This window comes from Haloferax litoreum (genome assembly GCF_009674605.1).
GTDB lineage: Archaea > Halobacteriota > Halobacteria > Halobacteriales > Haloferacaceae > Haloferax > Haloferax litoreum.
The window spans coordinates 393,131-418,886 of record NZ_WKJO01000001.1 but is presented as its reverse complement, the minus strand read 5'-3'; the positions used below and the strand labels follow the sequence as shown (position 1 = coordinate 418,886).

At 62.7% G+C, this 25,756-nt stretch carries 31 protein-coding genes and 1 tRNA gene; 15 read left to right on the top strand and 17 right to left on the bottom strand.

Features of this window, described 5'->3' with window-relative positions; genetic code table 11:
- The first annotated feature begins 43 nt into the window (after positions 1-43).
- The gene (locus tag GJR96_RS02190; protein WP_151161436.1) at positions 44-244 is read left to right on the top strand and encodes a hypothetical protein; all 201 of its coding nucleotides are present in this window, start codon (positions 44-46) and stop codon (positions 242-244) included.
- Positions 245-275: 31 nt separating this feature from the next.
- On the opposite strand, the gene GJR96_RS02185 is transcribed toward GJR96_RS02190, so the two are convergent.
- Entirely contained in the window at positions 276-1,502 is a 1,227-nt protein-coding gene (locus GJR96_RS02185) for an orc1/cdc6 family replication initiation protein (RefSeq protein WP_151161435.1), read from the bottom strand.
- An 832-nt stretch (positions 1,503-2,334) separates the two neighbouring features.
- On the opposite strand from GJR96_RS02185, the gene GJR96_RS02180 reads away from it, so the two are divergent.
- From GJR96_RS02180 to GJR96_RS02165, 4 genes are read left to right on the top strand one after another with little or no spacing between them, the layout of a single operon-like run.
- Positions 2,335-3,345, top strand: coding sequence for a DUF4129 domain-containing protein (locus tag GJR96_RS02180; protein ID WP_151161434.1), 1,011 nt, complete (start codon positions 2,335-2,337; stop codon positions 3,343-3,345).
- Positions 3,342-3,965 (top strand): DUF7269 family protein, encoded by a 624-nt coding sequence (locus GJR96_RS02175; protein ID WP_151161433.1) that lies wholly within the window; start codon positions 3,342-3,344, stop codon positions 3,963-3,965. The genes GJR96_RS02180 and GJR96_RS02175 overlap by 4 nt, the downstream gene beginning before the upstream one ends.
- A complete protein-coding gene (locus GJR96_RS02170; protein WP_151161432.1) occupies positions 3,962-5,230 on the top strand; it encodes a DUF58 domain-containing protein in 1,269 nt (422 codons plus the stop codon). The genes GJR96_RS02175 and GJR96_RS02170 overlap by 4 nt, the downstream gene beginning before the upstream one ends.
- Before the next feature lie 30 nt (positions 5,231-5,260).
- Positions 5,261-5,767, top strand: coding sequence for a DUF7519 family protein (locus GJR96_RS02165; protein WP_151161431.1), 507 nt, complete (start codon positions 5,261-5,263; stop codon positions 5,765-5,767).
- 36 nt (positions 5,768-5,803) lie between these two features.
- On the opposite strand, the gene GJR96_RS02160 is transcribed toward GJR96_RS02165, so the two are convergent.
- Positions 5,804-6,754: an AAA family ATPase gene (locus GJR96_RS02160; protein ID WP_151161430.1), complete on the bottom strand. Its 951-nt coding sequence runs from the start codon at positions 6,752-6,754 to the stop codon at positions 5,804-5,806.
- A gap of 126 nt (positions 6,755-6,880) precedes the next feature.
- On the opposite strand from GJR96_RS02160, the gene GJR96_RS02155 reads away from it, so the two are divergent.
- The 3 genes from GJR96_RS02155 (at position 6,881) to GJR96_RS02145 (ending at position 9,298) form a co-directional block, all read left to right on the top strand.
- Positions 6,881-6,965: transfer RNA gene (locus GJR96_RS02155), tRNA-Ser, on the top strand.
- Between the two features lie 115 nt (positions 6,966-7,080).
- Positions 7,081-8,319 carry an RNA-guided endonuclease InsQ/TnpB family protein gene (locus GJR96_RS02150; protein WP_151161429.1) on the top strand — a complete coding sequence of 413 codons (1,239 nt, stop codon included), beginning with the start codon at positions 7,081-7,083 and terminating at the stop codon, positions 8,317-8,319.
- A gap of 802 nt (positions 8,320-9,121) precedes the next feature.
- Positions 9,122-9,298 carry a hypothetical protein gene (locus tag GJR96_RS02145; RefSeq protein ID WP_154326160.1) on the top strand — a complete coding sequence of 59 codons (177 nt, stop codon included), beginning with the start codon at positions 9,122-9,124 and terminating at the stop codon, positions 9,296-9,298.
- On the opposite strand, the gene GJR96_RS02140 is transcribed toward GJR96_RS02145, so the two are convergent.
- Complete coding sequence (locus tag GJR96_RS02140; RefSeq protein WP_151161428.1) at positions 9,295-9,630, bottom strand: hypothetical protein; 336 nt, start codon at positions 9,628-9,630, stop codon at positions 9,295-9,297. The two genes, GJR96_RS02145 and GJR96_RS02140, sit on opposite strands and share 4 nt — an antisense overlap.
- 89 nt (positions 9,631-9,719) lie before the next feature.
- Between GJR96_RS02140 and GJR96_RS02135 the strand changes: the two genes are divergently transcribed.
- Both GJR96_RS02135 and GJR96_RS02130 read left to right on the top strand, forming a co-directional pair.
- The gene (locus GJR96_RS02135) at positions 9,720-10,385 is read left to right on the top strand and encodes a dihydrofolate reductase family protein (RefSeq protein ID WP_151161427.1); all 666 of its coding nucleotides are present in this window, start codon (positions 9,720-9,722) and stop codon (positions 10,383-10,385) included.
- Between the two features lie 80 nt (positions 10,386-10,465).
- The gene (locus tag GJR96_RS02130) at positions 10,466-10,645 is read left to right on the top strand and encodes a hypothetical protein (RefSeq protein ID WP_151161426.1); all 180 of its coding nucleotides are present in this window, start codon (positions 10,466-10,468) and stop codon (positions 10,643-10,645) included.
- 40 nt (positions 10,646-10,685) lie between these two features.
- Here the strand turns inward: GJR96_RS02130 and GJR96_RS02125 are convergent, their stop codons facing one another.
- Complete coding sequence (locus tag GJR96_RS02125; RefSeq protein ID WP_151161425.1) at positions 10,686-12,224, bottom strand: (R)-citramalate synthase; 1,539 nt, start codon at positions 12,222-12,224, stop codon at positions 10,686-10,688.
- 252 nt (positions 12,225-12,476) lie between these two features.
- Positions 12,477-12,824 carry a DUF192 domain-containing protein gene (locus GJR96_RS02120; protein ID WP_151161424.1) on the bottom strand — a complete coding sequence of 116 codons (348 nt, stop codon included), beginning with the start codon at positions 12,822-12,824 and terminating at the stop codon, positions 12,477-12,479.
- A gap of 141 nt (positions 12,825-12,965) precedes the next feature.
- Between GJR96_RS02120 and GJR96_RS02115 the strand changes: the two genes are divergently transcribed.
- The 3 genes from GJR96_RS02115 to GJR96_RS02105 all read left to right on the top strand — a co-directional run bounded on the left by GJR96_RS02115 (position 12,966) and on the right by GJR96_RS02105 (position 16,211).
- Complete coding sequence (locus GJR96_RS02115) at positions 12,966-13,490, top strand: DUF7097 family protein (protein WP_151161423.1); 525 nt, start codon at positions 12,966-12,968, stop codon at positions 13,488-13,490.
- Between the two features lie 117 nt (positions 13,491-13,607).
- Positions 13,608-14,159 carry a GMP synthase subunit A gene (locus GJR96_RS02110; protein ID WP_151161422.1) on the top strand — a complete coding sequence of 184 codons (552 nt, stop codon included), beginning with the start codon at positions 13,608-13,610 and terminating at the stop codon, positions 14,157-14,159.
- 138 nt (positions 14,160-14,297) lie between these two features.
- A complete protein-coding gene (locus GJR96_RS02105) occupies positions 14,298-16,211 on the top strand; it encodes a DUF2070 family protein (RefSeq protein ID WP_151161421.1) in 1,914 nt (637 codons plus the stop codon).
- 91 nt (positions 16,212-16,302) lie between these two features.
- Here the strand turns inward: GJR96_RS02105 and GJR96_RS02100 are convergent, their stop codons facing one another.
- The 6 genes from GJR96_RS02100 to GJR96_RS02075 form a co-directional block, all read right to left on the bottom strand.
- Entirely contained in the window at positions 16,303-16,509 is a 207-nt protein-coding gene (locus GJR96_RS02100; protein ID WP_151161420.1) for an HVO_0649 family zinc finger protein, read from the bottom strand.
- A 228-nt stretch (positions 16,510-16,737) separates the two neighbouring features.
- Complete coding sequence (locus tag GJR96_RS02095) at positions 16,738-16,992, bottom strand: DUF3194 domain-containing protein (RefSeq protein WP_058572540.1); 255 nt, start codon at positions 16,990-16,992, stop codon at positions 16,738-16,740.
- Positions 16,993-17,370, bottom strand: a complete 378-nt coding sequence (locus tag GJR96_RS02090; RefSeq protein ID WP_151161419.1) for a prefoldin subunit beta — start codon at positions 17,368-17,370, stop codon at positions 16,993-16,995.
- A gap of 43 nt (positions 17,371-17,413) precedes the next feature.
- Entirely contained in the window at positions 17,414-17,683 is a 270-nt protein-coding gene (locus GJR96_RS02085) for a KEOPS complex subunit Pcc1 (RefSeq protein ID WP_151161418.1), read from the bottom strand.
- 1 nt (position 17,684) lies between these two features.
- The gene (locus tag GJR96_RS02080) at positions 17,685-17,819 is read right to left on the bottom strand and encodes a DNA-directed RNA polymerase subunit P (RefSeq protein ID WP_058572543.1); all 135 of its coding nucleotides are present in this window, start codon (positions 17,817-17,819) and stop codon (positions 17,685-17,687) included.
- 33 nt (positions 17,820-17,852) lie between these two features.
- Entirely contained in the window at positions 17,853-18,122 is a 270-nt protein-coding gene (locus tag GJR96_RS02075) for a 50S ribosomal protein L37ae (RefSeq protein WP_151161417.1), read from the bottom strand.
- A gap of 102 nt (positions 18,123-18,224) precedes the next feature.
- Between GJR96_RS02075 and GJR96_RS02070 the strand changes: the two genes are divergently transcribed.
- Positions 18,225-19,229: an NAD-dependent epimerase/dehydratase family protein gene (locus GJR96_RS02070; protein ID WP_151161416.1), complete on the top strand. Its 1,005-nt coding sequence runs from the start codon at positions 18,225-18,227 to the stop codon at positions 19,227-19,229.
- Positions 19,230-19,306: 77 nt separating this feature from the next.
- On the opposite strand, the gene GJR96_RS02065 is transcribed toward GJR96_RS02070, so the two are convergent.
- From GJR96_RS02065 to GJR96_RS02050, 4 genes are all read right to left on the bottom strand, one after another.
- Positions 19,307-19,627 carry a YdhR family protein gene (locus GJR96_RS02065; RefSeq protein WP_151161415.1) on the bottom strand — a complete coding sequence of 107 codons (321 nt, stop codon included), beginning with the start codon at positions 19,625-19,627 and terminating at the stop codon, positions 19,307-19,309.
- Positions 19,627-21,036 (bottom strand): FAD-binding oxidoreductase, encoded by a 1,410-nt coding sequence (locus GJR96_RS02060; protein ID WP_151161414.1) that lies wholly within the window; start codon positions 21,034-21,036, stop codon positions 19,627-19,629. The genes GJR96_RS02065 and GJR96_RS02060 overlap by 1 nt, the downstream gene beginning before the upstream one ends.
- A 387-nt stretch (positions 21,037-21,423) precedes the next feature.
- Positions 21,424-22,212, bottom strand: coding sequence for a helix-turn-helix transcriptional regulator (locus tag GJR96_RS02055; RefSeq protein WP_151161413.1), 789 nt, complete (start codon positions 22,210-22,212; stop codon positions 21,424-21,426).
- Positions 22,213-22,352: 140 nt separating this feature from the next.
- On the bottom strand, positions 22,353-23,078 hold the full coding sequence (locus tag GJR96_RS02050) for a DUF2103 domain-containing protein (RefSeq protein WP_151161412.1): 726 nt from the start codon (positions 23,076-23,078) through the stop codon (positions 22,353-22,355).
- A gap of 145 nt (positions 23,079-23,223) precedes the next feature.
- Here GJR96_RS02050 and GJR96_RS02045 point away from each other — a divergent pair, with 145 nt between their 5' ends.
- Positions 23,224-24,006 carry a hypothetical protein gene (locus GJR96_RS02045; protein ID WP_151161411.1) on the top strand — a complete coding sequence of 261 codons (783 nt, stop codon included), beginning with the start codon at positions 23,224-23,226 and terminating at the stop codon, positions 24,004-24,006.
- 37 nt (positions 24,007-24,043) lie between these two features.
- On the opposite strand, the gene truD is transcribed toward GJR96_RS02045, so the two are convergent.
- Together truD and pth2 are read right to left on the bottom strand one after the other, a co-directional pair.
- Positions 24,044-25,393 (bottom strand): tRNA pseudouridine(13) synthase TruD, encoded by a 1,350-nt coding sequence (gene truD / locus GJR96_RS02040; protein WP_151161410.1) that lies wholly within the window; start codon positions 25,391-25,393, stop codon positions 24,044-24,046.
- A complete protein-coding gene (pth2, locus tag GJR96_RS02035) occupies positions 25,393-25,731 on the bottom strand; it encodes a peptidyl-tRNA hydrolase Pth2 (protein WP_151161409.1) in 339 nt (112 codons plus the stop codon). Before pth2 ends, truD begins: the two co-directional genes overlap by 1 nt.
- Positions 25,732-25,756 lie beyond the last annotated feature (25 nt).

Sequence of the window (25,756 nt, the reverse complement as noted above, 5' to 3'; positions counted from 1 at the left end):
CTGAACGGTGCAATTTCATGTACCTTCGCGCACATAATGTCGTATGGACAGACCTGTCGGGGTGAACCGTCGTGGTGTGGTTGTTCTCTTCGTCCTCACACTCGTCGGGGCGGTCAGTCAGGCAGAGGCTGTTTTCAGTGGTGACGTTGGGACTGGTTCGTTCGTCCTGTTCGTCGCGTTCTCGATTGCCAGTGTGGTCTTACTGTGGCAACTGTTCGAACACAATCGCCCGGCCGAGAAGTGAGACTACGTCGACGTGAGTGGAGGTAGACTGCTTAGACTGCTTCCGCCTGCCGCGCCGTCTTTCGAATCTCGTCTAACACCGAGTCGAGCGACAACACGTCCGAGAGCGCTTCCATCGCGCTGGAGAAGGGAACGTCGAGGGCGTAACTGTAGTAGTTCCCCCGCGACCCGGTTCGGTTCTCTTCGGCCGAGAGGATGCCGAGCATCCTGAGGTCAGAGAGGTGGTTGTGGACCGACCGCTGGGCGAGTGGGTCGATGCCGGCGGAGTTGCACAGGCGGAGGTACTCTTGGTAGAGGTCACGCATTCGGCAGGGCGTCTCGTCGTGCGCCGCTTTCGAGACGACTGCGAGGAGTGCGAAGTGACCGTTCTCGGTGAGTTCGCGCATCCCTTCGACGACGCGTTCCTGTTCGAGTTTTTGCCGGGCGATGTCGACGTGGTCGAGCGTGATTCGGTCGTCGTCTTTGTTCTCCGCGTGTTCACCCGCCAGTCTGAGCAAGTCGAGGGCCTGCCGCGCGCTTCCGCTGTCGCGGGCGGCGAGTGCGGCACAGAGGTTGAGAACTCCTTCTTCACACGAGTCTGCGGCGATGGCTACCTCGGCGCGTGATTCGAGGATGTTCTGGAGTTCCGGGGCCTGATATGGCGGGAAGTGCAGTTCACGCTCGCAGAGGGTATCCTGCACGCGCGGGTCGAGTTGGTCGTGGAACTTGAAGTCGTTCGAGATGCCGATGAGGCCGACTTTCGCGTCTTCGAGTTTGCCGTTCGAGCGCGCGCGAGGGAGTTCGTAGAGCAATTCGTCGCGGTCACCGATAGAGTCGACTTCGTCGAGGACGATGAGGATGGTCCCACCAACGTCGTCTAACTCCTGAAAGAGTTTCTTGAAGACGGTCTGTTGGGGATAGCCGGTCGAACTTATCTCCGCGCCCGACGGTCGGAGTTCGTTGACGAGTTCGACTGCGACCTGATACGAGGAGTTGAGCGTCTTGCAGTTGATGGAGATGACACTCAAATCTACGTCGTCGTACTGTGAGACGTCTTCGAGGAGCATCTCGAGGAGGAACTCGGTCACTGCTGTCTTTCCGACACCGGTGTTCCCGTAGAGGAAGATGTTGTTCGGTTCCCACCCGTCGACGACGGGTTGGAGGGCGTCCATGTACTCCGAAATCTCGTCGTCGCGTTCTTCGATGCGCTCGGGTTTGTAGGACTCACCGAGAGCGTCCTTGTTGACGAAGACGTTTTGTTTTCGTTCGAACCGGCGCATTAGCGTCGGGTCGTTGTCGCGTCCCCCTATTTAAAACCCCGATTTCATCTGATTCATTTGAACGCACACGCTCGTGTGTCCGTTCCTTGTCGCCACAGAGTGAGTCGACCAGACGCCGAGTCGTCGAAGTCATCCACGAACGATATCGACGACGTGCTGAATACAGACGATATCTCACTCTGCTGTTCCCGACACTCACGACACAGACACACACCACTGTTACAAGTGAATAACGACACACGACACACTCTAGAAGAGTAACAGAGCACAGTTTCAACTAAATCGTTGACACGAAAACGAGGTCGGACCGCTCTCACACGTGACGGCAAACTCGTGAATTTAGCACCTGCTGGGACTCTCGGTGGCAATTCACCTGCAATTGTGGTGGGTCCACGAAGCCGAGCCCACTCCCGTCCATTCACTTGTACGTGTGGTCTCTTCGACTTCGACCACTCGGACGCTCACTCTGGTTCACATGAAACGGTGGTGTCTCTGGGTCGAGTCTCTGCCGTCGCTCGGCCGTCATCATTCACTTGCAGCAGTGGTGTGTCGGCATGCAGTGACGGTACCTGACCACGCGGGAGAAACCGTGTTCACTTGTATTGGTGGTCTGTCTCTGTCAGAAGTACAGCGACTATCGGCGCAGTGGACTGCCTCGAGAAGAGAGGAACGCGGAACAGAGAGGTTCGAGTGGCCGTCGTTCTCGTCGTCACGGGAGACGTACGTCACCCGACCGACCTGAGTCTGTTCACCTCGCATCTCTGTGGAATCTACCCACTCCGGCGGCGCAGTCCTCGAAATATCTTTACCTCGCATACTGTTACTGTGTATCGTGGACCGCTCTGCGTACGGTGCGCTCGCACTCGCCCTCCTCGCCGTCGTCGCCCTCGCCGTCGCCGCGGCAACCATCGACTCGACTGTCGTAACAGACGGTGGTCCCTCGGGATTCGGTGCTGGCAACGACGGCGGTGGTGGCGTTGGTGAGTCACAGGACACGGGATTCCAACCACTTTCGGGCGATAGCGAAGGAATCAGTATCCCGACTCCGTGTCTTCCGTGGCTTCTCTCACCGTGGGTGCTCGCCCTCGTCGCCGCCGTCTTTCTCCTTCTCGGTGGGTACGCCTACTGGGAGACTCGTTCGCTCCTTCCCCCAGTCGCAATCGTCTTCGCGTTGGGGCCACCCGTCGTTCTCCTGTTCGGGTTTCTGACCGCGTGCAGTCAGGAGTTCTCGTTTTCGAGACAGGCCGCTGCCGCCGCAGGGAACATCTCGCTGTTCGCCCCCGGTGGCGGTGGGCAACTCGGCGAGAGTGCGGGCGGAGCCCAGAACATCTCGCCCCCGACGGCAGTGTTCACTCTCTTGCTCGTCGTCGCCCTCGCCGTTGCCCTCTTCATGCTCGTGACAGGGACGGGTGACTCACCAGACGAAGGCGACGACGAAGCGGACGCGACACCCGACGAAGTCCCGAACGTCGCGGCCGTCGGGAGGGCCGCCGGTGCTGCTGCCGAGCGGATCGAATCCGGTGAGAGCGGCGTCGAAAACGAAGTGTTCCGCGCGTGGGCGGAGATGACCGACCACCTCAACGTACCCAACCGACAGTCTTCGACGCCGGCGGAGTTCGCCGCGGTCGCCGTCGAAGCGGGCATGGCGCGGGAGGACGTGACGCAACTGACGACGCTCTTCGAGGAAGTTCGGTACGGCGGGGCCGATGCGACGACGGCGCGCGAGCAACGTGCAATCGACGCGCTTCGTCGCATCGAATCGACCTATGCACCCACCGACGGGTCTGGACCAACGCGAGATTCGAGACACGAGAGAGATTCGAGACAGGAGGACGAACCGTGACGAAGAGACGGTCTCTCGCGCTTCTCGTCGGCGTCGTCGCCACTGTTGGGGGCCTCGCTATCGTCGCCGGCATCTCACTTGGTATCGAACTCACAGACGTGTTTCTCGGAGTGGTCGCCGCGCTGGCGACGATTCAAGGATTGCGGTACATCCAACGTCGGCGTGGGACACAAATCCGGACGACGACGACGGGCGACCCCGAAGTTCGCGTCGAAGTCCCCGTCCCCGGTACTGACTTCGACAGCGAACTCCTGGCGGCCACGACGCGTCAGGGCCGGTGGGGTGCTCGTGACCGACTCACCGACAGACTCGAACAGCGAGCGGTGCGCGCACTCGTCCTCCGTGACGGCCGAACCCCAGAGGGTGCATCGGCACTCGTCGACACGGGAGGGTGGACCGACGACGTGGTCGCTGCCCGATTCTTGGGAGCGGACGTCCCCGTTCCGTTCAGCTATCGACTTCGACTCCTCCTGTCGGGCCAGTCGCGGTTGGTCGCCCGAGTCGAACGGACGATTGCTGCGATAGAGGATATCGGGCGCGATTCGAGAAGAGAAACTGCCGGACGCGACATCGCGCGGTCCTCTGAAGGTGACGGCGATAGAATCGGAGCACGCCGATGACTCGCGGATTCGACACCGAGCGCTGGAGTGGCCTCGAAGGCCTCGTCCTCGTCGCCGCGGCGGCGGGTGTCCTCACGCGTGAACCCGCACCGCTCTTGCTCGCCGGACTCGGCGTCGTCCTCCTCGGATACGTCCGCATCGCTTCGATTCCAGCGGTCACGCTCGACGTCGAGCGTGAACTCTCCGACTCGACGCCCGACCCGGACGAGGAAGTCGAAGTCACGCTCAGCGTCACCAACGAAGGGACTCGGACGCTCTTCGACCTCCGAATCGTCGATGGCGTCCCGCCGGCCCTGGCCGTCGTGGATGGACCTGCTCGTCTCGGAACGGCACTCCGTCCCGGCGCGACTGCGACGGCAACGTACACCGTCACGGCGATTCGCGGCGAGCACACGTGGGACGAAACGGTCGTCGTCGCGCGCGACCCGAGCGGTGCCGTCGAACGCCGCGAGACGGTACTCGCGGAGACGACGATGCGCTGTGAACCCGAGTTGGCGGCGACGGCCGACCTTCCGCTTCGCGGCCTCACGTCGAAGTACGCGGGTCGCGTCGAAACCGACGTCCCGGGGTCGGGCTTGGAGTTCGCGTCCATCCGTGAGTACCGACACGGCGACCCGATTCGACGAATCGACTGGAACCGCCGCGCTCGAACGGGCGAACTCGCGACGGTCCAGTTCCGTGAGGAACGCGCCGCGGCAGTCGTCCTCGTCGTCGACACGCGGTCGGAAGCACACGTCGCCCCCGATGCAGACGCCGAGACAGCGGTCGAACGAAGTGTCGATGCGGCGAGCATCGCCTTCTCGGCGCTCCTCGACAGCGGTGACCGAGTCGGTGTGGCGGCGTTCGGCCCGAGAGAGTGTTGGCTCGCCCCGTCGTCGGGAGTCGACCACCGCGCCCGCGCCCGCCGACTCTTTGCGACCCATCCCGCATTCGCACCGACACCGCCCGACGAGGCGTTCTTCCCCTCTATCGCAGTCCGACGATTGCGCCGACGTCTCTCCAGTGACGCGCAGGTCATCTTCTGTACGCCGCTCACCGACGACTACGCCGTCTCCGTCGCCCGACGACTGGAAGCGTACGGACACGCGGTCACCGTCGTCTCGCCCGACCCGACGACGACGGGGACTGTCGGCGCTCGTCTCGCCCGCCTCGAACGCGACTTGCGTCTCCGCGACTTGCGACGTGCCGGTATCCGCGTCGTCGACTGGGGTGCAGAACCGCTCGCGGTGGCGCTCGCGCGGGCAGAATCGGGGTGGGTACAATGAGTCAATCAGGGTGGTCACGATGAGGTCCGGGTGGTCCCAGTGAGCGAAATCACCCGCCTGCCGACAAGGACTGGAACGGCAATTGCGCTCTCGGCCGCCGGACTCGCCACGCTTGCGCTCGCGTTCACGACGACGGTCGCGGCCCTCGCTGGTCTCGTCGGGACTGTCCTCCTCGCGGCTGGATTGACGCGTGGGTCTCGCCGGTTCCTCGACACAGCAGGGAGCGTGTTCTTCCTCGCACTCCTCGCTGCGGGTGTCTCCGGTTCGGGCCTCGAAGCACTCCTCCTCGGGGGTGTCGCGTCGATTCTCGCGTGGGACACCGCAGAGAACGCCCTCTCTGTGGGGGGACACCTCGGCCGAGAGACGGACACAACCCGCCTCGAAGTCGTCCATGCGGCGACGACGCTGCTCGTTCTCACCGTCGGCGTCGCTATCGTCTACGTACTCGGGTCGGTTGCGTCGGGCGGACAACCTGTTGCGGCCGTCGTGTTGCTCCTCGTCGGTGTCATCGCACTCGTGGCCGCCGTCAGACGCTGACCTCCCGACCGAGTTCCCACTCCCTCAGCGACGCGCTCAGTCTATCGTCGGCACCGTCACTCGGTCGAGAACCTCAGCAACCACGTCTGCCTTCTGCACGTCTTCGACGCGAGCGTCCGGCGTGAGGACGAGGCGATGTGCGAGGACGGACTGTGCGACGCGCTTCACGTCGTCGGGCGTGACGTACGCCCGTCCTTCGATGACGGCACGGGCACGCGAGGCTTCGAACAGCCGTTGCGTCCCACGGGGTGAGACGCCGACGCGGACGCGCCGGTCGGTCCGTGTCTCGCGGGTGAGTTCGGCCATGTAGCCCAACAGGTCGTCGTCGACGCGAACCTGCTCGGGCGCCCGGCGGATAGCGACCACGGACTCCCGGTCGAGGACGCGTTCGATGCTCGGGCTTTGTTCCTCACGGCCTGCGCGTCGGCGGAGGAGTTCGATTTCACCGTCGAGGTCAGGGTAACCGATAGCCGACTTCACGACGAAGCGGTCCACCTGTGCTTCTGGGAGCGTGAACGTCCCCTCCTGTTCGACGGGGTTCTGCGTGGCGATGACGAAGAACGGTTTCGGGAGTTGGTGCGTCTCGCCGTCGACGGTCACCTGTCCTTCCTCCATCGCTTCGAGGAGGGCCGCCTGCGTCTTCGGTGGTGCGCGGTTGATTTCGTCGGCGAGGACGACGTTCGCGAAGATGGGTCCGGGTGAGAACTCGAAGGACCGGTCGCGTTCGTCGTAGATGTTCGTCCCGGTCACGTCGGCCGGGAGGAGGTCCGGCGTAAACTGCACGCGCGAAAACGAGAGGCCGAGTGCGGTCGCCACACTCCGGGCGGTGAGGGTCTTTCCCGTCCCCGGAACGTCTTCGAGGAGGACGTGGCCACGGGCGAGGACGCCCGTGAGAACGGTTTCGAGGAACGACCGTTCGGCGATGACGGCCCCGGAGATGGCGTCGAGAACCTGCGAACACGTTTCGCTCGCCTGGTCGATGTCCATGCTACGTCCCCGTCTGCGCGGAACTTAGTCTCGGTGGTCGCCGCGGTTTCGTCGTGTGGTCACGGCACTCGAAGCTTCTCGAAATCGAAACGGATTAAACTATCCGCGAGATATGAAGCAATGGAAGCCGAGGTAGCCTAGCCCGGCCAAGGCGGTAGATTCGAAATCTACTGTCCATTCGGACACGTGAGTTCAAATCTCACCCTCGGCGCTCACATTCTCTCAAAACCCAGTCGTTGACCTGTAGTGTTGAGCTTCATTGCTTGAAGTCGATATTCCTCGACTGTGCTCACATTTATAAGCTAAGACGGGGCCAGAAGGCCGTAGTGGAGCACATAATTCGCACTGTAATAGTCAAACTTGACGTACCTGACGAGCGGTGCGACGACCTCCATCAGACCAAAAATCAGTTCCTCCACTGTGCAAACACTACCGCAGAGTGGGCATGGAGGTACCCAAACGACTACTGTGTGACCTCAAAACAGAAAGCCGAGAAAGCCCTCTACGAGCAACTTCGTAGTGAGACAGAGTTGACCGCGAACCTCGTACAGAAAGGGATTCGCCGTGCTATCGAGGCCAGCAAAAGTGGTGTCGCCCGACTCAAGAAAGGTGAGAACACAAGTCAACCACACTTCGACGCGTGGAGCGTCGTCTACGACAAGCGAAGTGCGACGTTCTACCGTGACCATGTTTCGCTCTCAACGGTGAATGGTCGCGTTGAGTGTAATTATGTTCTTCCTGACGACCCGGATGGGACTCCGATTGGCGAGTACCTGCTAAACGAGGACTTCGAGTTCCGTATGTCCACACTGCAGTACGACCAATCAACAGAATCGTTCTACCTCCACGCACGAATGCGTCGCCCCGTTCGTGAGCTACCTATGAAAACCTCCGATAGCAAGCACAGAACAGTCCTTGGTGTCGATGTAAATGTAGACGGCACACTTGCCGTAACCTCAACGGGTTCGTTCATCGGGAATGCCAACAAAATGAATCATCGTCGTCGTGAGTTTGAGACGACCCGCGGGTCGATGCAACGGACGGGGACGCGGTCTGCACACCTTTCGATTCAGTCGATGAAGTACCGTGAGCGTCGATGGATGAAAGACGAACTACATCGCGTGTCTTGCGAAATTGTTTCCGAAGCTCGTGGTCACGGTTGTACACACATTGCGTTTGAGAACCTGACAGATATTCGCACTCGGATGGCTGGTACAAAGAAATTTCACGCTTGGGCGTTCAGGCGATTGTTCGAGTACGTCGAATACAAGGCCGAGATGTTGGGGATTGCGGTTGAGCAGGTGGACCCAGCGTACACGAGCCAACGGTGTTCGAAGTGTGGGTTCACGCACAAATCGAACCGTCCGTCGAAGCACGCATTTGTGTGTCGGAAGTGCGGGTACCAATCGAACGCAGATTATAATGCGAGCAAGAACATCGCTCGTAAACTCATGAAGACACTCCATTCGGAGCAGAAGTCTCCGGGTGGAGGCGCACCCTGTCAGTGTGCGCTGACGTCAGGGACGTTGAATCTACATGGCGACTTCAGTGCCTACTCCCTCTGAGAGATAGATGCAAAGTCCACTGACAAGCTTACGTGCTCACGTTGGTTACTGACCCTCGGCGCTTTTCCTCTTCAGCCGGTTTATCACGGGAGCGCATCTGGTTCGTGTCTTGACAGGGATTTGGGCACTGTCAAAGTCCTTGACCAGCTTTTCTCAAAATGATGAGTGAGGATACACGTCTACTGATGGCTTGTGCGGAATTCTCGTTCAAGAGGCGAGATACAATTCCCCATGGGTTATCGTTTGTATCCTTGGCTGGGCGATAGTGGGAGCGATTATCTCCTTGTTAGACAACACCCTCTAATCCTGCTGGACTTGCACTAGCTTCTTGGGGCGTCCTTGTGGGTACAGTCGTCTCTGTGAGATGGGTTGTTGGGATAGATTGGGGGATTCTGAAGGCCAATCAAAGAATGGTGGCTGATTATTGGAGAGATTTTCATAGATTTCGTGATAATGCTCTCGGTGCGATTATTGGGGGTTCTCATCGGAGTTCTGTTACTCTACGGTGTGGTCGCAGGGATTGGAAATTACTTCCTCAGCCGATAAGCTGCCGGACTTTCGACTTCTTATTTGCTGAACTCACCCCCTCTATTCAGCACGCTATTCCTGTCTTGCTCTGATGGTCTTTCAGCAGCGCCATAATCTGACATCTCCAGTGCAAAGCTTTATGAACGAAACCGGGGACAGTACCCCGCAGTGACGTGTCCACTCCACTCTGTCGACGCCACTTACGACGTACCCTGCGAGTGCACACACGCACGTCGCCGAAAGAGTTGTCACATATTCTCCAGAAACGACGACTATGGACCCCACGCTCACGAAGAAACTCGACGCAGTCTTGGCCCTCTTGTTCCTCATTCTCGTCGCCGAAGCGTACCGGGCGGCGGGCGTACTGGGCCTCGTCCTCGCAATCGTGCTCGGCGGCGCAGTGCTCACGTTCTCGTCGTCGACAGCGAATCACTCTTCGGCCAGCGACTAACTCTCGCCGTCGAACGTCTCGAACGCCACTTGCTCGCCGTCGTCTCCTCCACGTAACCGCCGCCGTCGCTTGTCGTACGCGCCCGCAAGCACCGACTCGCGCGCACGCCTGCCGACCAGATACGCGTCCACGTCGCTCTCGTCGCGCGGGTCGGCACTGCGAATCCAGACGGCGACGCTCCCACGACTCGACAGGCCACTGGCCCACATCTCGGCGTCGTCGCGGGAACTGAAGACGTGTCGCGCGCCGCGCCGATTAACGAGTGTCCCCACTGCGCCGTTGGTCCGGCGGGCCGAGGGTTTGATATCGACGACGAAGGCGGCGTCTGTCACATTGACCTGTCGTGGCTCGGGAACCTTGTACGGCCCGGTGTCTGCATCGCTTCACATATCGATTTGTCCGTACGCGACGTATCTCCCACATGGCCCACGTCGTCGTCCACAGCGCCGTCAGTCTCGACGGCCGAATCGAAGGTTTCCCCGCGGACATCGGGACGTTCTACGAACTCGCCGCGACGTGGAACGCCGACGTTCACCTCGTCGGCAGTGAGACACTCCTCGCCGACGAAGAGGCACCACCCGCCGACGACCCAGCATCGCTCGCGCCGTTCGAGGTCCAAGACGAGGACTGTCCACTGCTCGTCGTCCCCGACAGTCGCGGCCAAATCCGCAACTGGCGTGGTCTCCTCGAAAGTCCGTTCTGGAGTCGCGGCATCGCGCTCGTCTCCGCGTCCACGCCCGACGAGTACCGCACGTACCTCGAACGAGTCGGTATCGAGGCTATCGAAGCGGGTGACGACCGAGTCGACCTCTCTGCCGCCTTGACTTCACTCGAATCGACGCACGGCATCGAGACAGTCCTCGTCGATAGCGGTGGGACACTCTCCGGCGTCCTCCTCCGTGCCGGCCTCGTGAACGAGGTGAGCGTCCTCGTCCACCCGCGACTCGTCGGTGGCGAGTCTGCACGGCCCTTCCTGCGTGGTCCTGAACCCGGCCCGACACTCGCCGAGGAGGGTGTCGAACTTCACCGAAAAGCGGTCGAGTTACTCGACGATGGCCTCGTCTGGCTCCGATACGACACCGAGTGACACGACTCGGTGCTGTCTGTCGGTTTCACTTTCACTCTACTAGGATTCGATACATGTCACCGCCAATCGTTAGTGGTGGTATGAGCGCGAACGCGGCAGACACGAACACGAGCGAAGACGGCGGGACGCGCCGAATAGACGTCACGACGGTTCGAACCGGTCGAGTCGCCGACTACGCGGAGTCGACACTCGGCGAGGACGCAATCGGGTTCGAGCGCCGAGGTGGGTGGACCTACCTCGTCGCCAAAGAAACGCGCTGAACGCGGTCGGTGGCGCGTCGCGAAGAAGACGCGTCGCCAGTTAGTCGTCCGCGGATGCGGGTTCTGGCGTCGTCTCGGTCGTTTCGAGGAGTCGGTCGAGTGCATCGACCATCGCCTGCACACTCGCTCGCGTGATGTCGGCGTCCGACGCGGCGACGGAGACGCTCCGGTCGCCGAGCGACATGGTCACTTCGACGGTCACGACGGCGTCGGTGCCGCCGGTGATGGCGTCGACGTGGTAATCGTCGAGTTGGGCGTCGGCGTCTGGGCCGAGTGCTTTTCTGACGGCTTTCACCGCAGCGTCGACCGGACCGGACCCGGTGCCGGATGCGACGCGTTCGTCGCCGTCGACCCGGAGCCTGACGCTGGCAGTCGGCGTGCCACCGCCGGATGCGGCCGTGAGGTCGAGGAGTTCGACCTGTCGGTCGCGTTCACGTCCCTGCACGTCTTCAGCGAACGCGAGTAGGTCGGCGTCGGTGACGCGTTTTCCGCGGTCGCCGAGTTCCTTGACTCGACTGACGACGGCGGCGACTTCCTCGTCGGTGGCGTCGACACCGTGTTCGTCGAGTGCCGCCTTCACGCCGGCGCGCCCGGCGTGTTTTCCGAGGACGAGTCGTCGTTCGCGCCCCACCGTCTCTGGCGGGTACGGTTCGTACATCGCGTCGTCTTTGAGCGTGCCGTCCGTGTGGATGCCGCTCTCGTGGGTGAACGCGTTCTGCCCGACGACGGCCTTGTTTGGCGGGAGTGCGACACCAGTCGCGTGGGCCACCTTCTGTGCCAGTGCGTAGAGCTCGTCGAGTTTGACGCTCTCGACGTCGTAGCAGTGGGCAAGCGCGATTGCAACTTCTTCGAGGGCGACGTTGCCGGCGCGTTCACCGATGCCGTTGACCGTCGTGTGGACGAGGTCCGCACCTGCGGCCAGACTGGCGTGGACGTTCGCCATCGCGAGTCCCAGGTCGTCGTGGGTGTGCGTCGACGTCGGCCCGTACTCAGCGAGACGCGAGACCACGTCGTACGTGTGCTCGGGACTGGTGTGACCGACCGTGTCGGCGAAACAGAATCGGTCGGCACCGGCGTCGTGAGACGTGCGTGCCAGTTCTTCGAGGAACCCGGGGGACGCCCGAGACCCGTCTTCGCCGATGACTTCGACCCAGAGGCCGTGGTCTTTGGCGTACGCGACGAGTTCGTCGGTCGTCTGGACGACGCCCTCGCGGGTCGTCCCGACCTTCGACTCGATGTGGCGTTCGCTCGCCGGAACCACGAGCGTGATGCCGCCCACGTCGCAGTCGAGCGCAAGGTCGATGTCGCCTTGCACGCCACGGGCGAAACTCGTCACCGTCGCGTCGAGGCCGAGTGACGTGACGCGCTTGATGGTCTCGCGCTCGCCGGGGCCGGTGCAGGCGCTTCCCGCCTCGATGTAATCGACCTGTGCTCGGTCGAGTGCGCGCGCGATGTCTGCCTTCTCGTCCGGCGTCAACGAGACACCGGGCGCTTGCTCGCCGTCGCGAAGCGTCGTATCTAACAGCTGTACCGAATCAGAAGTGCGTAGCTCGGGGGTCTTCCCGAATCGTTCGTTCACGGTAGAATCGTGTCCTTGTAGGTTAGAACCGTCGAATTTCACAGCCAGCCGTCTCGCGACGACTTACTCTATCCTCCGTCGGTGTGGTATCTTCCGACATAGTAATTGAACACATTTGTCGAAGAATGTATAAAAGAGATGGTTCCGACAGAAATTGGTGTCACGTCGGAGATGGCCGTCACGTCCCGTACTCCTGCACAACAGCAGTCGTGGACGCTACGTCTGGCAGTCGCGTGCGCAACTGTGTCTATCTCACTCCGCGAGTTCGACGAGGTCACCCGGTTCGACGTCTTCGGCCGCACCGGCGGGGAGTTCGATGATGGTGTCGGCCATTCCGAATCCGATGCCGGTCCACGCAGACAGGCGTTTCTTCTGCTTGACTTCGTCGCCGATGAGAAACAGCGCGTCGATGTCGAACGGAACGAACATCATGTGGAGACTGTGTCTGTCGGCGTCGTCGAATCGGAAGACGAGTGCGTAATCTTCGGGGACGGACCCGCGGAACATCAGTCCACGGGCCTTCGAGAGGAACGAATCGGCGGTTTCGACGTTCGAGGCGAGCGTCGTGTGGTCGCCGTTCTGTCGGTGTACGAGCCTCACTATCCTGCGTTATGACAGAGTAGATGATGAAACCATCGACGAATCGACATTCAGGGTTTCGGGAGGGTTCTCCTGACCCGACCGCAGACCGTCTGACAGTCGAGAGCAACGTTTACACACGCGCCGGTCTGACCCCGGTGCATGGAACAGACGCCGACAGGCACGCCCGTGGGTGTCGACGACCCCTACGACCACGCCGGCCGGTGTGACCACCTCACCAGCGACGGGCACTGCCGTCTCGCCCGCGAGTACGCCGATAGAGACCCGGCGTTCGCCCGCGAACGCGCACGAGTCGGTTACGAGTGCGTCGCCGCAGACGAGGACTGCGACTTCCGCGACTGCCCGCACTACGCTTCGACCACCAGCGGCCGCGAGTGCACTCGCTGTGGCCTCGAAGAGGTCCGTATGGCACACGACTCGACGGCACGCCCCCTACTCGAAGAACATCACCTCTCGTACGGGAGTCGCACCGGCGACAAGCCCTCTCACGAGATTACCGTCGCACTGTGCCGATGGTGTCACACGAAAGTCCACAAGTCGTTCGCCCGCACCGACGACGACGCTTCGCCCGACCCGGAAGCCATCGCTGCACGTGAAGCGCGGCGGACGAAAGAGCTAGAAGAGATGGGCTTTCAGTCGGCACGAGACCGGTTCGGCGACGGATAGCGTCTTCCCCGAACGCCACCCGGGGTTTTCCCGGTCGATATGCCAATATGATGCACGGATACGCGCATCTCGACCACTCTTCGAACCACTTTTAGGCACGGTAGTCCAATCCCGCTCATGACCCGCATCGTCGTCATCGACAACCACGGGCAGTTTACCCACCTCGAACGGCGCGCACTCCGTGACCTCGGCGTCGACACCGAACTCGTCGACAACGACACGGACCCCGCAGACATCGACGCGGACGGTATCGTCCTCTCCGGTGGTCCCGACATGGACCGAATCGGCCGCTGTGCCGACTACCTCGAACTCGACGTTCCGGTCCTCGGCATTTGTCTCGGCATGCAGATTCTCGCCGAGGAACTCGGTGGCCGCGTCGGGTCCGGCGACTACGGTGGCTACGCGGACGTGGACGTGGAGATTCTCGACGAAGACGACCCACTAATCGGTTCGCTCGCCCCCGAGACGCGCGTCTGGGCGAGTCACGCCGACGAAGTGAAGGAAGTCCCAGAGGGCTTCACCCACACCGCCACGAGCGACGTGTGTACCATCGAGGCGATGAGCGACACCGAACGTGACCTCTACGGCGTCCAGTGGCACCCCGAGGTGGCCCACACCGACGAGGGTGAGGAAGTCTTCGAGAACTTCATCGCCATCTGCGAAGCGTAACTCCGCCCACTCGCGAACGAGACGTTCGGCCGGTCGAGGCCAAACTCGTGGCCCCGAACGCCCATCTCCTCTCTCATATCCTTTTTCGGTCGAAATAATACGAGAGATTTACCCCACTCCACTCTGTCTGTTCCGAAAATGACCTCCACGCAGAGCGACCTCGCTGGGTTGTCGCGGTTCATCTTCCGCGCGCCCAACTGGTACACGAGTCTGGGGTTCGCCTTGCTCGTCGCCGCGATGGCCGGAATCGCGGCGTTCGACTCCGGTGACCTCGAAAGCTCGTGGCGGGGTATCTTCTTCCTCGGCAGGGACGCCTGGGAAGGCATCTTCTTCATCGGTATCCCCACTGTCGTCGCGGCGTTCGGGACGACCGGCGTCGACCGATTCGTCGGCGGGAAACTGACGCACAATCGCTCGTCACTCCTCGCACTGGCGGGCGAAGTCATCATCGTGACGTTCGTCACCGTCGCCGCCATCGTCTCGGTGTTCACCGGACTCGGCCAGCGGTTCGTCTTCGACGCGCTCGTGGTCTCCCTCGCGTCGGTCTTCGCGTTCCGCCTGCTCATCATCATGGCCGTCTCCCGGTCGTCGTTGCTGATTGCGGCGGTTCCAGCGAGCATCCAGACGCTCACGGCCGCGGCGTTACTGTTCGTCTACAGCGGGACGCTCCGATTCTTCGAGGTGGGTGGTCCCATCCTCGACGCGTACCTGTTGCCCTACCTCGCCCGCCCCGACAGAGCGCCGCCCGAACTCTCGGCAATCGCGCTCACTCACTTCCAACTGTTGGCGATTACCTGCGTCATCTACTCGCTGGGCGTCTACGCCTTCCTCCGCATCGTCGACCGACCGTGGCGTCGGAGCCTCGGCGTGTCGGTCCTCGACTTCATCCGCGGGTTCATCGGCCACGTCGCCGAGGGGACTCGCGAACTGGAGGACTTCTTCGAGCAACTCGGCCAAGAGGCAATCGTCCCCGTGACCGTCCTCTCGTTCCGCCGAGACGACGGCACCGAGAAAGCCCGATTCGTCCTGCCGATGATTCACCCCGGCCCGATGGGCGAAATCGGCGGCGGCAACTTCCCCGAACGGGTCGCCCGACGTGCCGAAGGCCTCGCGTTCCCGCCGCACGCAACCGCCGGCCACGACTTCAACCTCGTGACCGAGCGCGAAGTCGACGTCGTCCTCGACGCCGCCGACGCCGCCTACGAGGACATCGAGTACACGGGCGAAGCAACCGAGAGCGTCCGTGTCGAATCCGGCGATGCCAAGATGCTCGGCCAAAGCTTCGGCGACGATGCCGTACTCGTCTCCACGTACGCACCTATGTTCGCGGACGACGTGGAGTACGCCGTCGGCCTCTCGGCCGCCGCCGAGGCGAGAACGACGGGCCTCGAAAACGTCCTCCTCGTGGACGCTCACAACTGTAACAACGGACTGCAAGGCCCGGACCTCGGCCACGTCACCCCCGGTAGCAAACGCTCGTTCGACATGATATCGGCCGCGGGTCTCGCGGGCGAGCACCTCGGCGCGTCGTCTCGCGGAGCACTCACACTCGGGACTGCGTGGGAACAGACCGAGTGGGTGCCGCGAGAGGGTATCGGCCCGCTGGGAATCCGCGTGGCGGTGACCGAGGTAAACGGTCAGGTGACCGCGTACGTCCTCATCGACGGGAACAACATGGAACCCGGCCTGCGCGACTACATCGTCGACGACCTGACGAACGGCCCGAATGCGCTGGCGGACGTCGCGGAAGTGATGACGACGGACACGCACATCGTCAACACCGTCGAAGCCGAGAATCAGGTCGGGGCGGCCATCGACCACGACGAACTGCTCGCGACGATTACGGACCTCGTCGAGACGGCAGTTGCAGACCAAGAACCCGTCACTGCGGGGATGGCCACCCAGCGTGCCGAAGTGACCATCTTCGGCAACGACCGGACCGAGACGCTCGCGAGTCACGCGAACGCCGTCGTCTCGATGGGTGGGGCGCTGGCACTGGCGGTTATCCTCGCGTCGATGGCGGTCAGTTTACTCGTGTTCTTCCTCGCGTAAGGCGCCTTGCCCACCCTGCGTCTCCCGCTTTCTCCGACACCGTCGCCACTCACCGAGTGAACTCGGACGACGAGAAAACGCCCCGCCGCACTTACTTCAGCGAGAGCGTTCGCGTCTCGATGGCACCACAACTCGGACAGATGTGTCGATAGAGGACGGTCGAACCGGTTGTCTTTGCCGACCACCCACCGTCTGTATCGACGTGTCCGCACTTCGAACAGACTCGCTCGACGTCGGTGTAGCGTTCTCGCAGTCGGTCCAACGCAGTCGTCCCTCTCGGGGTACGTCTTATTGACATGAGGTAACATACACCATATATCGTGATAATTGTACCGGGCGATTGTACAGTTTGGCCCCGTGCTGGTTTCGGTTTCCGTAGTGGCGTGCCGAAACGATATGATGATTGCACAGTTTGGTGGCAACGCGTCACGCAGAGAGACGACTGGCCACCTGCCGTGGCGTCGGTGACGACCAATGCACCGCTCACGGTGTGAAGCGAGTGCGGGGGGTTCCCGCGAAAACAACCCTACTCGTCGTCAGCGGCCGCGAACAGTTCGTCCACGGCTTCCTGTGCCGTTCGGGCCGCCTCGTCGGCGACCGCCTCGGCGTTTTCGGCGTCGTCGGGCGCGTTGATGTACACGTCCACGTCGAGTACGCCGTCTTCGAACGTCACAGTGACGTCGAAGTCAGTGACGCGCGACTGCTTGAACCGGGCGAAGATGAGGCCCTCGGCCGCTTCCGCGGCGGTCTGGACCACTTCTTCGTCCGTCGGCTCTGGCATTTATGCGCCGCCGGGGCCCATCGGGCCGGCACCGCCGCCTTGGAGCATCTGCTGGAGTTCTTCCTGCAGACTCTCGAACTTCTCTTGGACACGCGACTCCTGCTTCGTCAGCTGCTCGACGCGGACTTCGAGGCTCTCGACCTTCTCTTCGAGGTCTTCCTGCGCCGCTTCGTAGTCCGTCTCGATGAGGAGTTCTCCGACTTCGCGGTACATCGTGGAGTCAGCGTCGACGTCCTCGAGCGTCTCGAGGGCCGTCTTGGCTTCGTTGAGCGCCGTCTCGGAAGACTGCTTCTGCTCGGAGACGTTCTGCGCGGTCTCCTGAAGGTTCTGCAGTTCTTCGAGCTTCTCTTGGGCTTCCGGCGGCAGACTTCCCTGCATACCCGAACGGACGGGACGCCGGCCCTAAAACACCCGCGGTCTCCTACGCAGATTGTGAACGACTCTCGCTCGCCGCTGCGACGGCCTCTGCGGTCTCGACGAGGCGAATCCACGTGTTCACGCCGGCGCGGAGTGCCACGACGTCTCCGGCGTCGACGGTGACGACGACAGTCCGCCCCTCGCGGTGGACACGCGCGCTCGACCGGGCGTCGTCTATCTCGCCGACTTCGACGGCGACGCTCCGCTCGACGACGTGTGCGCGCCGCTCGTCGGGGTAGTCGAACTCGAGAGAAGCGCTGTGCGCTGAGCGCACGTTACTCGACGTTGACTTCTTTCACGTTGGGGGACCGCTCCTTCAGCAGGACGCGGTGCCCACAGTACGGGCAACGAACGCCACCGAACTCGTCCAGTTCGACGTCGCGCTTGCACCGGGAACACTTGTAGCTCATTGTAAGATGTGAGGAATCGAGGCTAACTCGAGGTTATTCGGAATCGCCAGTCAGTGCAGCGCGGATGGAACGACGAACCTGCTTACCTGCCGGGGTCTGGGGACGGTAGGTACCGCCGGTGAAGACTTCGCCAGTCTTCTCGTTCTTCCAGATTCCGGTTCCGACGCGGGTGACGTCGTCGCCGTCGACTTTCGCATTGCGCATCTCTGCTTCGATTTCCTTGACGCGGCGGCGGGCGACACGGCCGTACCGTGCACCGAAGCGCCCGGCACTTCCAACAGATCGTGCCTTCTTGTCGGCCATAGTACCGCGAACTACCTCGGCAGTATGGATAAACCCTACGAGTCGTCTCGGCCAGACGGAACCCTAGACACGGCTTTGTCGCTACTTCGCGTAGTGAGTAGCATGACAAAACACCTCGTTGTCGGGGCGGGTCCAGTCGGACTGGCAGTCGCAGAACACCTCCGTGAACGCGACGAGGACGTCGTCGTCGTCACACGACACGTGAAACACACGCTCCCCGAGGGCGTCGAACACCGCAGAGTCGACGTCTCAGACCCGACCGTTGCGGCCGAAGCGTTCGCCGACGCGGACGTGGTCTACCAGTGCGCGCAACCTCCCTACGACTCGTGGCCGGAACTGTTCCCCGACCTGACTCGTGGCATCGTCGAAGGTGTGGAGGCCGCCGACGCACGGTTGGTCGTCGCGGAGAACCTCTACATGTACGGCGAGGTAGACGCCCGACTCACCGAAGACCTGCCGTACGCGGCCACAGGCCCGAAGGGACGAACGCGCGCGGCGTGCGCCCGGATGGTCCTCGACGCCCACGACGAGGGGCGAATCGAGGCGACCATCGGCCGGGCGAGCGACTTCTTCGGCCCGCGAGTCCGCGAGTCTGCCGTCGGCGAACAGGTGTTCGGTGCCGCCGTCGCTGGCAAGCGTGCGATGGTCTTCGGGACCCCGAAATACCCCCACACGTACACCTACGTCCCGGACTTCGCACGTGCGCTGGTCCTCCTCGGCGAGCGTGACGAAGCACTCGGCGAGGCGTGGCACGTGCCGAACCCGGAGACTGTTTCGACCCGCCGCTTCGTCGACTTCGTCTACGACGCCGCGGGGGCCGACCCGGGATTCCCACACATCGTCGCCGCCTCGGGACTCGTGTTGACGCTCGGTAGTTACGTGAGTTCGCCGCTGAAGGAACTCAGCGAACAGCGGTACTCGTTCGAAGCGCCGTTCATCGTTGACGACTCGAAGTTCAGAGACGCGTTCGGCGATGCGGTGACGGCGACGCCACTCGAAACGGCTATCGAAGAGACGGTCGAGTGGTACCGCGAACAAGGGGTCGCGGCCGAACCGATTCGCCTCGGTACCGACTCGGACCAGTCTCCCGAAGCGACACAGCAGTAAGTGAGTTCACGGAAACGCTATCGAAAAGCACCCAGTAACTGACGGTCGGACGAAACTGCGCTGTCGACACATCGTGGCTACGGCTGAGTGTCTGTGGGCGTCGAAACGTCGCCGAACTCGTAGAGCGGGAACAACACGTGGAACGTCACGATGTCGAGGTCGTGTACATCGGGTGCGTCTCGGAGGTTGGCGTGAATCTCCGACTCGAACAACGCGTCGCGAGACGCTTCGGAGTCGAAGACGTAGATTCCCCCATTCCGTCCACGCTGCTCGTCGTGAACGTAGAACTTCTGCAGGAGTCCACCCATGTCGCGGAACTGCCGGGTCCGCGCTCGAAATCGGGCCTCGACCTCCTCGAGACGCAGTTCCGACTCGAACGTGATGAACACGATTTCCATCAGGCTTCTGGCCGCACGTTCGGATTAAGGTGGAACACGTTTTCTGGGTCCCATTCAGTTTTCACCGTCACGAGACGCTCGTACGTGTCCGCCCCGAAAGCGTCGCGGACGCCCGTCTCGTCCTCGTCGAGACTGGTGGCGTTGAGGTACACACCACCGGTCGCGTGCGGCGCGAGGTCCTCGAACAGTCCCCGTGCCCATCCGGTGTGGGTCCCGTCCTCGTCGGCTTCGCGCCAGCGGGCTTGGATGACCACGAACCACTCTGCGTCGCGGTGCTGGTACGGAGTGGAGTCGGCCGGGCGGCGGGCAATCTCACGGCCGAGCGCCATCATCCCGATGGCCGTCTCGGGCGAGGCGATGTCGGTGGCACGGTCGCAGATGGCGCGGATTGCTTCCGGACTCATCTCCGCGAGGTAGTGTGTCTTCCAGTAGTTGCGCGCGCCGAGGCCAGCGGCCGCGTCGAACATCGTTTGGAACACCGCGTACGGCTTCGGTCCGACGGCGTCGGCAATCGGGGAACCGATCGCACGAATCGGTGCGAGCGCCTCTTCGCCCGCGGACACGTCACCGCCGTACATCACCGTCACGATGAGTACTGACTGGCCGTGAACCTCCTCGGGGAGGAACGGAGCGGGTGGTGCCTTCCGAAGCGTCATGACACACCCGATTTCGTCCGGGCCCTCCCGAATGGCGCCGGTAACCGCAGCCATCACTTCGGGGGCGTCCGCGAAGTCGTAGACGATGGGGCCCGCCAGGACAGTAGGCTCGAGTTCGTGAAGACCGAACTCGAACGCCGTCACGACGCCGAAGTTCCCACCGCCGCCGCGGAGTGCCCAGAACAGGTCGGAGTTCTCGCTCTCGCTCGCGGTGACGAACTCCCCGTCGGCGGTCACCAACTCGACCGACCGGAGGTTGTCGACGGTCAGCCCAAGTGAGCGTGACAGGTACCCGAACCCGCCGCCCAGCGTCAGACCGCCGATTCCGACCAGAGAAATGAAGCCGCCCGGGAGGACGAGCCCGTGCGCCTGTGTCTCGACGTCCACGTCGTGGAGGAGTGCACCGGGTTCGACCCACGCCCGTTTTCCGTCGGGGTTCACACGGACCGATTTCATCGCCGAGCAGTCAATCATCAGTCCGCCGTCTGTGACAGCGTGCCCAGCCACGTGGTGTCCCCCGCCGCGGATGGATATCTCGAGGCTCTGTTCACGGGCGAATCGGACCGCGGCCATCACGTCGGCGGCCCCGAGTGGTCGAACGACGACTGCTGGACGCCTGTCGATTGCTGCGTTCCAGATCGACCGTCTCTCGTCGTATTCCTCGTCAGTCTGGAGCAGGACATCACCTCTGAGTCTGTCTCTAAGTGCGTCGATTTCGTCGTTAGCCAGCGGTCGGTCTGCTGTCAAGGCCATTATCTCACCGCAGAACGGTGATCTGTGGCACCCTCGGTCCGTCGCCGTTCCATCTTCGCTCGAAGAGCCTCGGCCTCCTGGCGCAATGCATCACGGTGTTCGTCCCAAGTGGCGTACTTCGGAACGGGTGTCATCCCAACGGGGACCGTGTTCTTAGTCTGTCTGATTACTGTTGCCATACTTGTTTCCTCACTTACTAATGGCGCCCATGGTTCTTGACGATGCTGCGTGATATCATTGCACATGCTGAAATCCGCTCTTTCCTCGATACAGTTTCGTCCTCGATGCGTGACATCCTCCGGGAGTTGAAATCGAAATTACCGCACTCTGAGGCTAGATACGCACGCTCGTGCTCCCCGTCGACGACGGGAGTCTGCAGCGGAGGTGTTAGCTCGCGACGAACACAGTTGGGTTGAACGGGGTTGCCTCGCTTCTGTACGCGTCGTAGAGCGACTGCGCGTGCGCTCGCGCTTCGGCCGTGCTGGTATCGATGACGGCCCGGGAGAGTTCCGTCTCTTGGTCGCGACAGCACATTCCGACACGCTCGTCGAATATCCAGAACCCATCCGGAAGGTCGTCGTAGACCAGAAGAACGAGATTCCCGCTCTTCAGCGCCTCGTCCGCGAGTTCGGGAGCGAAGCCGACCATGTCCGTCATTACTTCTCTCGGAAAGACGAGTTCGACCTCCATGCCGTCGACAGCACGCTCAAACACCATCTCGACGTTCTCCGGCTTGTGGAGAACAGTTCCCACCTCTCGGAGCGACTCGGACGTCTCGATGAGTTCGGCGTAGCGGCTGTTCGGACAGTAGGGGTTGCGCTCGTCTTGCAGTGTGATCGTCGACCCGGAGAACATGTCGATGGTGAACCCGAGACCGGCGGGGAACCACTGCCAGATGTCACGGATCGAGTGCTCTGTCTCGAATCGTTCTACGAGGTCGAAGAACCCAGTGGCGATGAACTCACCGAGCGGTGTCAGTTCGTATCGGTGACCGTCACGCGATATCCAGGTTCGCTTGTCGAACTCGTTGAGGAGACGTCCGACCGTGGCGTTCGATGCGCCGATCGCTTCCCGTAGGTCCTCGCGACTCTGGGGGCCGGCCGCCAGTGCACCGAGCGCGTTCACACGGTGTGCTGAACGAGCCAGAAATTCGATGTCTTCGACCGGTGTTATCATGCTACTTAGACGCTTGCTACGGTATTACCAATTCCGGCGGGAATTTCCCCGTCTGGCGGGAACCCGCTTCGAACGCGACTCCTCTCGGCCGTCGAGACTCTCACAGAACCCTCCTCGTCGCTCACCCAGTGGGCACGAGGTCACTCGTCCTGTAAGCCGTCTTCCCGCAGTGCGTCGTTCAGGTCGTCGCGGACGCGTTCGCCCGTCTCGCGGTTCATCGCCGTCGTGACGATGCGGTTTTCTTGGACGCTCGACCCATCGCGTAAGAGGAGTCTGACGTTTCCATTGGTATCGGCCCGCGTGACTTTGGCGCGGAGACCGGTCCGCGACCCGGTTCCACTGGCGTCGATAGGGCCGGGAATGACCTTCTTGACGTGCGGGTGGCCGGCGACGACGCCAATCGCCCGTCTGCCCTTTCGCCCGCCGATGAGTGTCGTGTGACTGCCACCGAGTTTCTCCGCGGGTGGGATGTCGACGACTTCCAGCGCTCGTTCCCCTCGCCGGTCGAGGACGGCCTGTACCGGATCCGTTTCAGTGACGCGGTAGAACTCGTAGTGGAGTTGGGCGCGCGTCTCGCGCAGGGGGGCACGCTCGCCTGCGGCGTAGACCGTCTCGGGGCGTTTGCGTCGAATCTCGTCGGCGACGAGGCCCGCGAAGTTCCGCAGTTGGACGACTCTGGTGTCGTCGTCCGTCTCGGGGATGGTCGTGACCGTCGTCTCGCCGACGATGTCGTCTTCGTCGAGGAACGTGAGCGTCGCGCGGTCGGTGTCGAAGACGGCGACGACGGCGTCGCAGTTGGCGGTGTTGCAGGTGAGACAGTAGTCTCCCGGTTTGGCTAACGGATTCCCACACCGCCGGCAATGCATACCGTCGGTTCGGGTGTGCGCGTACAAAAGGTCGTTTATATTGGAAGTGGCTCTTCACGCCCGTCCCCGCGAGGCGACTCTGAACGGGTTCCCGGACTGTCTCTCGTGGCGAAAACTATTGGTGCCGTGTCCGTGACACCGAGGTATGCGTCGTCGCGCCCTTCTGGCGTCTCTGTCTCCGCTCGCACTCGCTGGTCTCGTCGGGGTGTTCGCCCTCGCACTCGACCCAGAGACGACCATTCGTCTCGCAACCCAACTCGGGCAGTCAGCGCTCGACACTGGCCGTGCCATCGCATCGTATCTCCGCCGGGCCGCACCCATCTCGACGGTGCTGTTCGCCGTTTTCGCGTGGCTTGCCGCGGGAACGTTCCGCGCGTTCTTCGCCCACCGTGACCCCGCGGACACCCGCACGACAGCGGAACTCGTCTTCGCACTCGTCGCGTCCGCTGGTATTCCACTCGTGGCCGTGTTCGCCCGCGACAGACCCGTGGTCGTCGTCGGGACGGGTGTCGTCTTCCTCGCGGCGGCAGGTGCAATCTTCGCCGGGCGCTCGAACACCGAAGGCGTCGTCACGGGGTCACTGTACGCGATGGCACCCATCGCCCTCGGCGCGGGTGTCGCCTACGCCGTCGTCGGCCCATCTGTCGCGCGCACCTCGACGCTCGCACTCCCGCTTGCCGTCGGATACGCACTCGGCGTGGCGAGTGCCCGGGGCCGGTATCGCCTCGGGGCGGCCGTCTCGACGCTCGCGTTCGCAGTCCCCGTGTGGTCGTACTTCCCGCCGGCGGCCGAAGCCTCGGGATTCCAACTCTGGACCGTTGCACTCGCTATCGGATTCGCACTCGTGGCGACACTGCTGTCGCTCCCGTTCGCGGCAATCGGGTACGCGACGACGCGGGCGACAGCGGCGTCGCAGTCCACTGATTGAACAGCTAAAAAGGGATTCTACGGGTCTGCACCCCTATTCAGAGGTCCAGCGGACCGGCCTTCAGATACTCGCGCATCACGGCCGTCGCGTACGACCCGTGCGGGAGTGCGAAGTCGACGGCGAACTCGTCGTCGTCGTCGATGGTGAGGTCGGTTCGGACGAGAATCGCTCGCCGGGTGCCGGTCGAACGGAAGTTTCCGGGCAGGTCGAAGTCGCTCGGTTCGAGGTCCAACTCGTCGAGGACTTCCCGCTCGATTTCGCCCTGTTCGCCGTCGGCGAGTACCGTCTCGGTGCCGACGAGTGGCGCGGTGACGAAGGCACGTCCGCGTTCGATGTGGCGGGCCATCACGTCGACGCGACGGCCAGTCGCCGACTGGAGGCGACTCACGTCGGGCAGTTCGAGGCCGTCGGGTGCGTCTCTGTCGGCGAAGCAAACCACGTCGCCCTCGACGGGTTCGTCGAAGGGGAGGCCGCGAGCGAGTCGCTCCGAGAGGATTCGGTTGAAAGCGTACGATTGGGCGGCGTTGACGAAGAGTCGCTGGAGGTTCGACGGGACGGATTCGAGCGCGTTGCGCCAGTCCGCTTCGGTCTCTGCACCGTCTTCGGCGAGGCGGTGGAGCATGCCGCGTTCGTAGCCGAGGTAGCCCGGAATCGCGTCGAGTGCGCGATGCCAGTCGGGGTCGTCGGATTCGGCCTCCTCGTCGACGATAGCGCGTCCTTTTTGGGTCTCTTCGGGTTCGTCTTCGGTCGGGCCACCGCAGTACGCGAGGACGGCCTCGCGCCACTCACCGCGGAGGACGTGGAGGCCGATTGTGTGGGTGACGGGCCGGATACTTCCGAAGCGCTGGTGGCCGAAGAAGTTTGGCACCCCCACCATGTCGTCTCGGCCGCCGAAGTCGCGGAGGGCCTCGGTGATGGCCGCCGCGTTCTCTGGGCGTTCCGGGTCGCGGACGCGGATGCGGAATCCGTTGCCCGCGAGGTCACCGAAGTCGAGTGTTCGTCCGAGTCGACCGACGACTTCGATATCGGCGTTCGGAACCTCGGGGACGGACTCTGCCTCGCCGCCGTGGACGGTGAACAACTGGGTCGTCACGGCGTGTTTGTCCTTCGTCCCGGCCCACGAGACGCGTTCTCTGCTCACGCCGAGTTCGTCGGAGAGTCGTCCGGCGAAGTCGTTGGTGTCCCACCCGCGGAGCGTCACGCGGAGGACGAGGTTGGGGAAGTCGCCCGTGTGGGCGTCCGCTGGGCGAATGTTGAGTGAGTCGAGTTCGAGTTCGCGGACGCGGAAGTCCTCGGGGGCGACTCGAAGGGTGCCGCCGATACCGTCCGCGTCGCTCACGTAGTAGTCGATGCCGACTGCCTGTTCGAGGGGGTGTGCCTCGCGCATCAGTACAGCGAGAGGTCGCCCGTCACGCGGTCGATTTCCTCGTCGTCACCGGGGCCGACGGCGAGTGCCGTCACCGTACCGGGGTCGAGTTGGGTGTGTCCCGCGTCGCGGATGATGGCGGTGGGAAGGCCCGCACGTTCTGCCTTGTCGGCGAGTTCGAACAGCGCCGACTCGCCGTTCGCCTTGAGGACGACTTTCTTCTGTCCTTCGCCCTTCCAGCGCTTCCGTGTCTGTGTGTCCGTGTCCTCGTACGCGGATAGCGAGGCGTGGGCGACCTGCGCGGCGAGTTTCCCTCGGCCCATGCCGAGGTCTGCTCGGGCGACGATGGCCTGTTTCATGGCGTGTTCTCCCCGCCGACGCGGT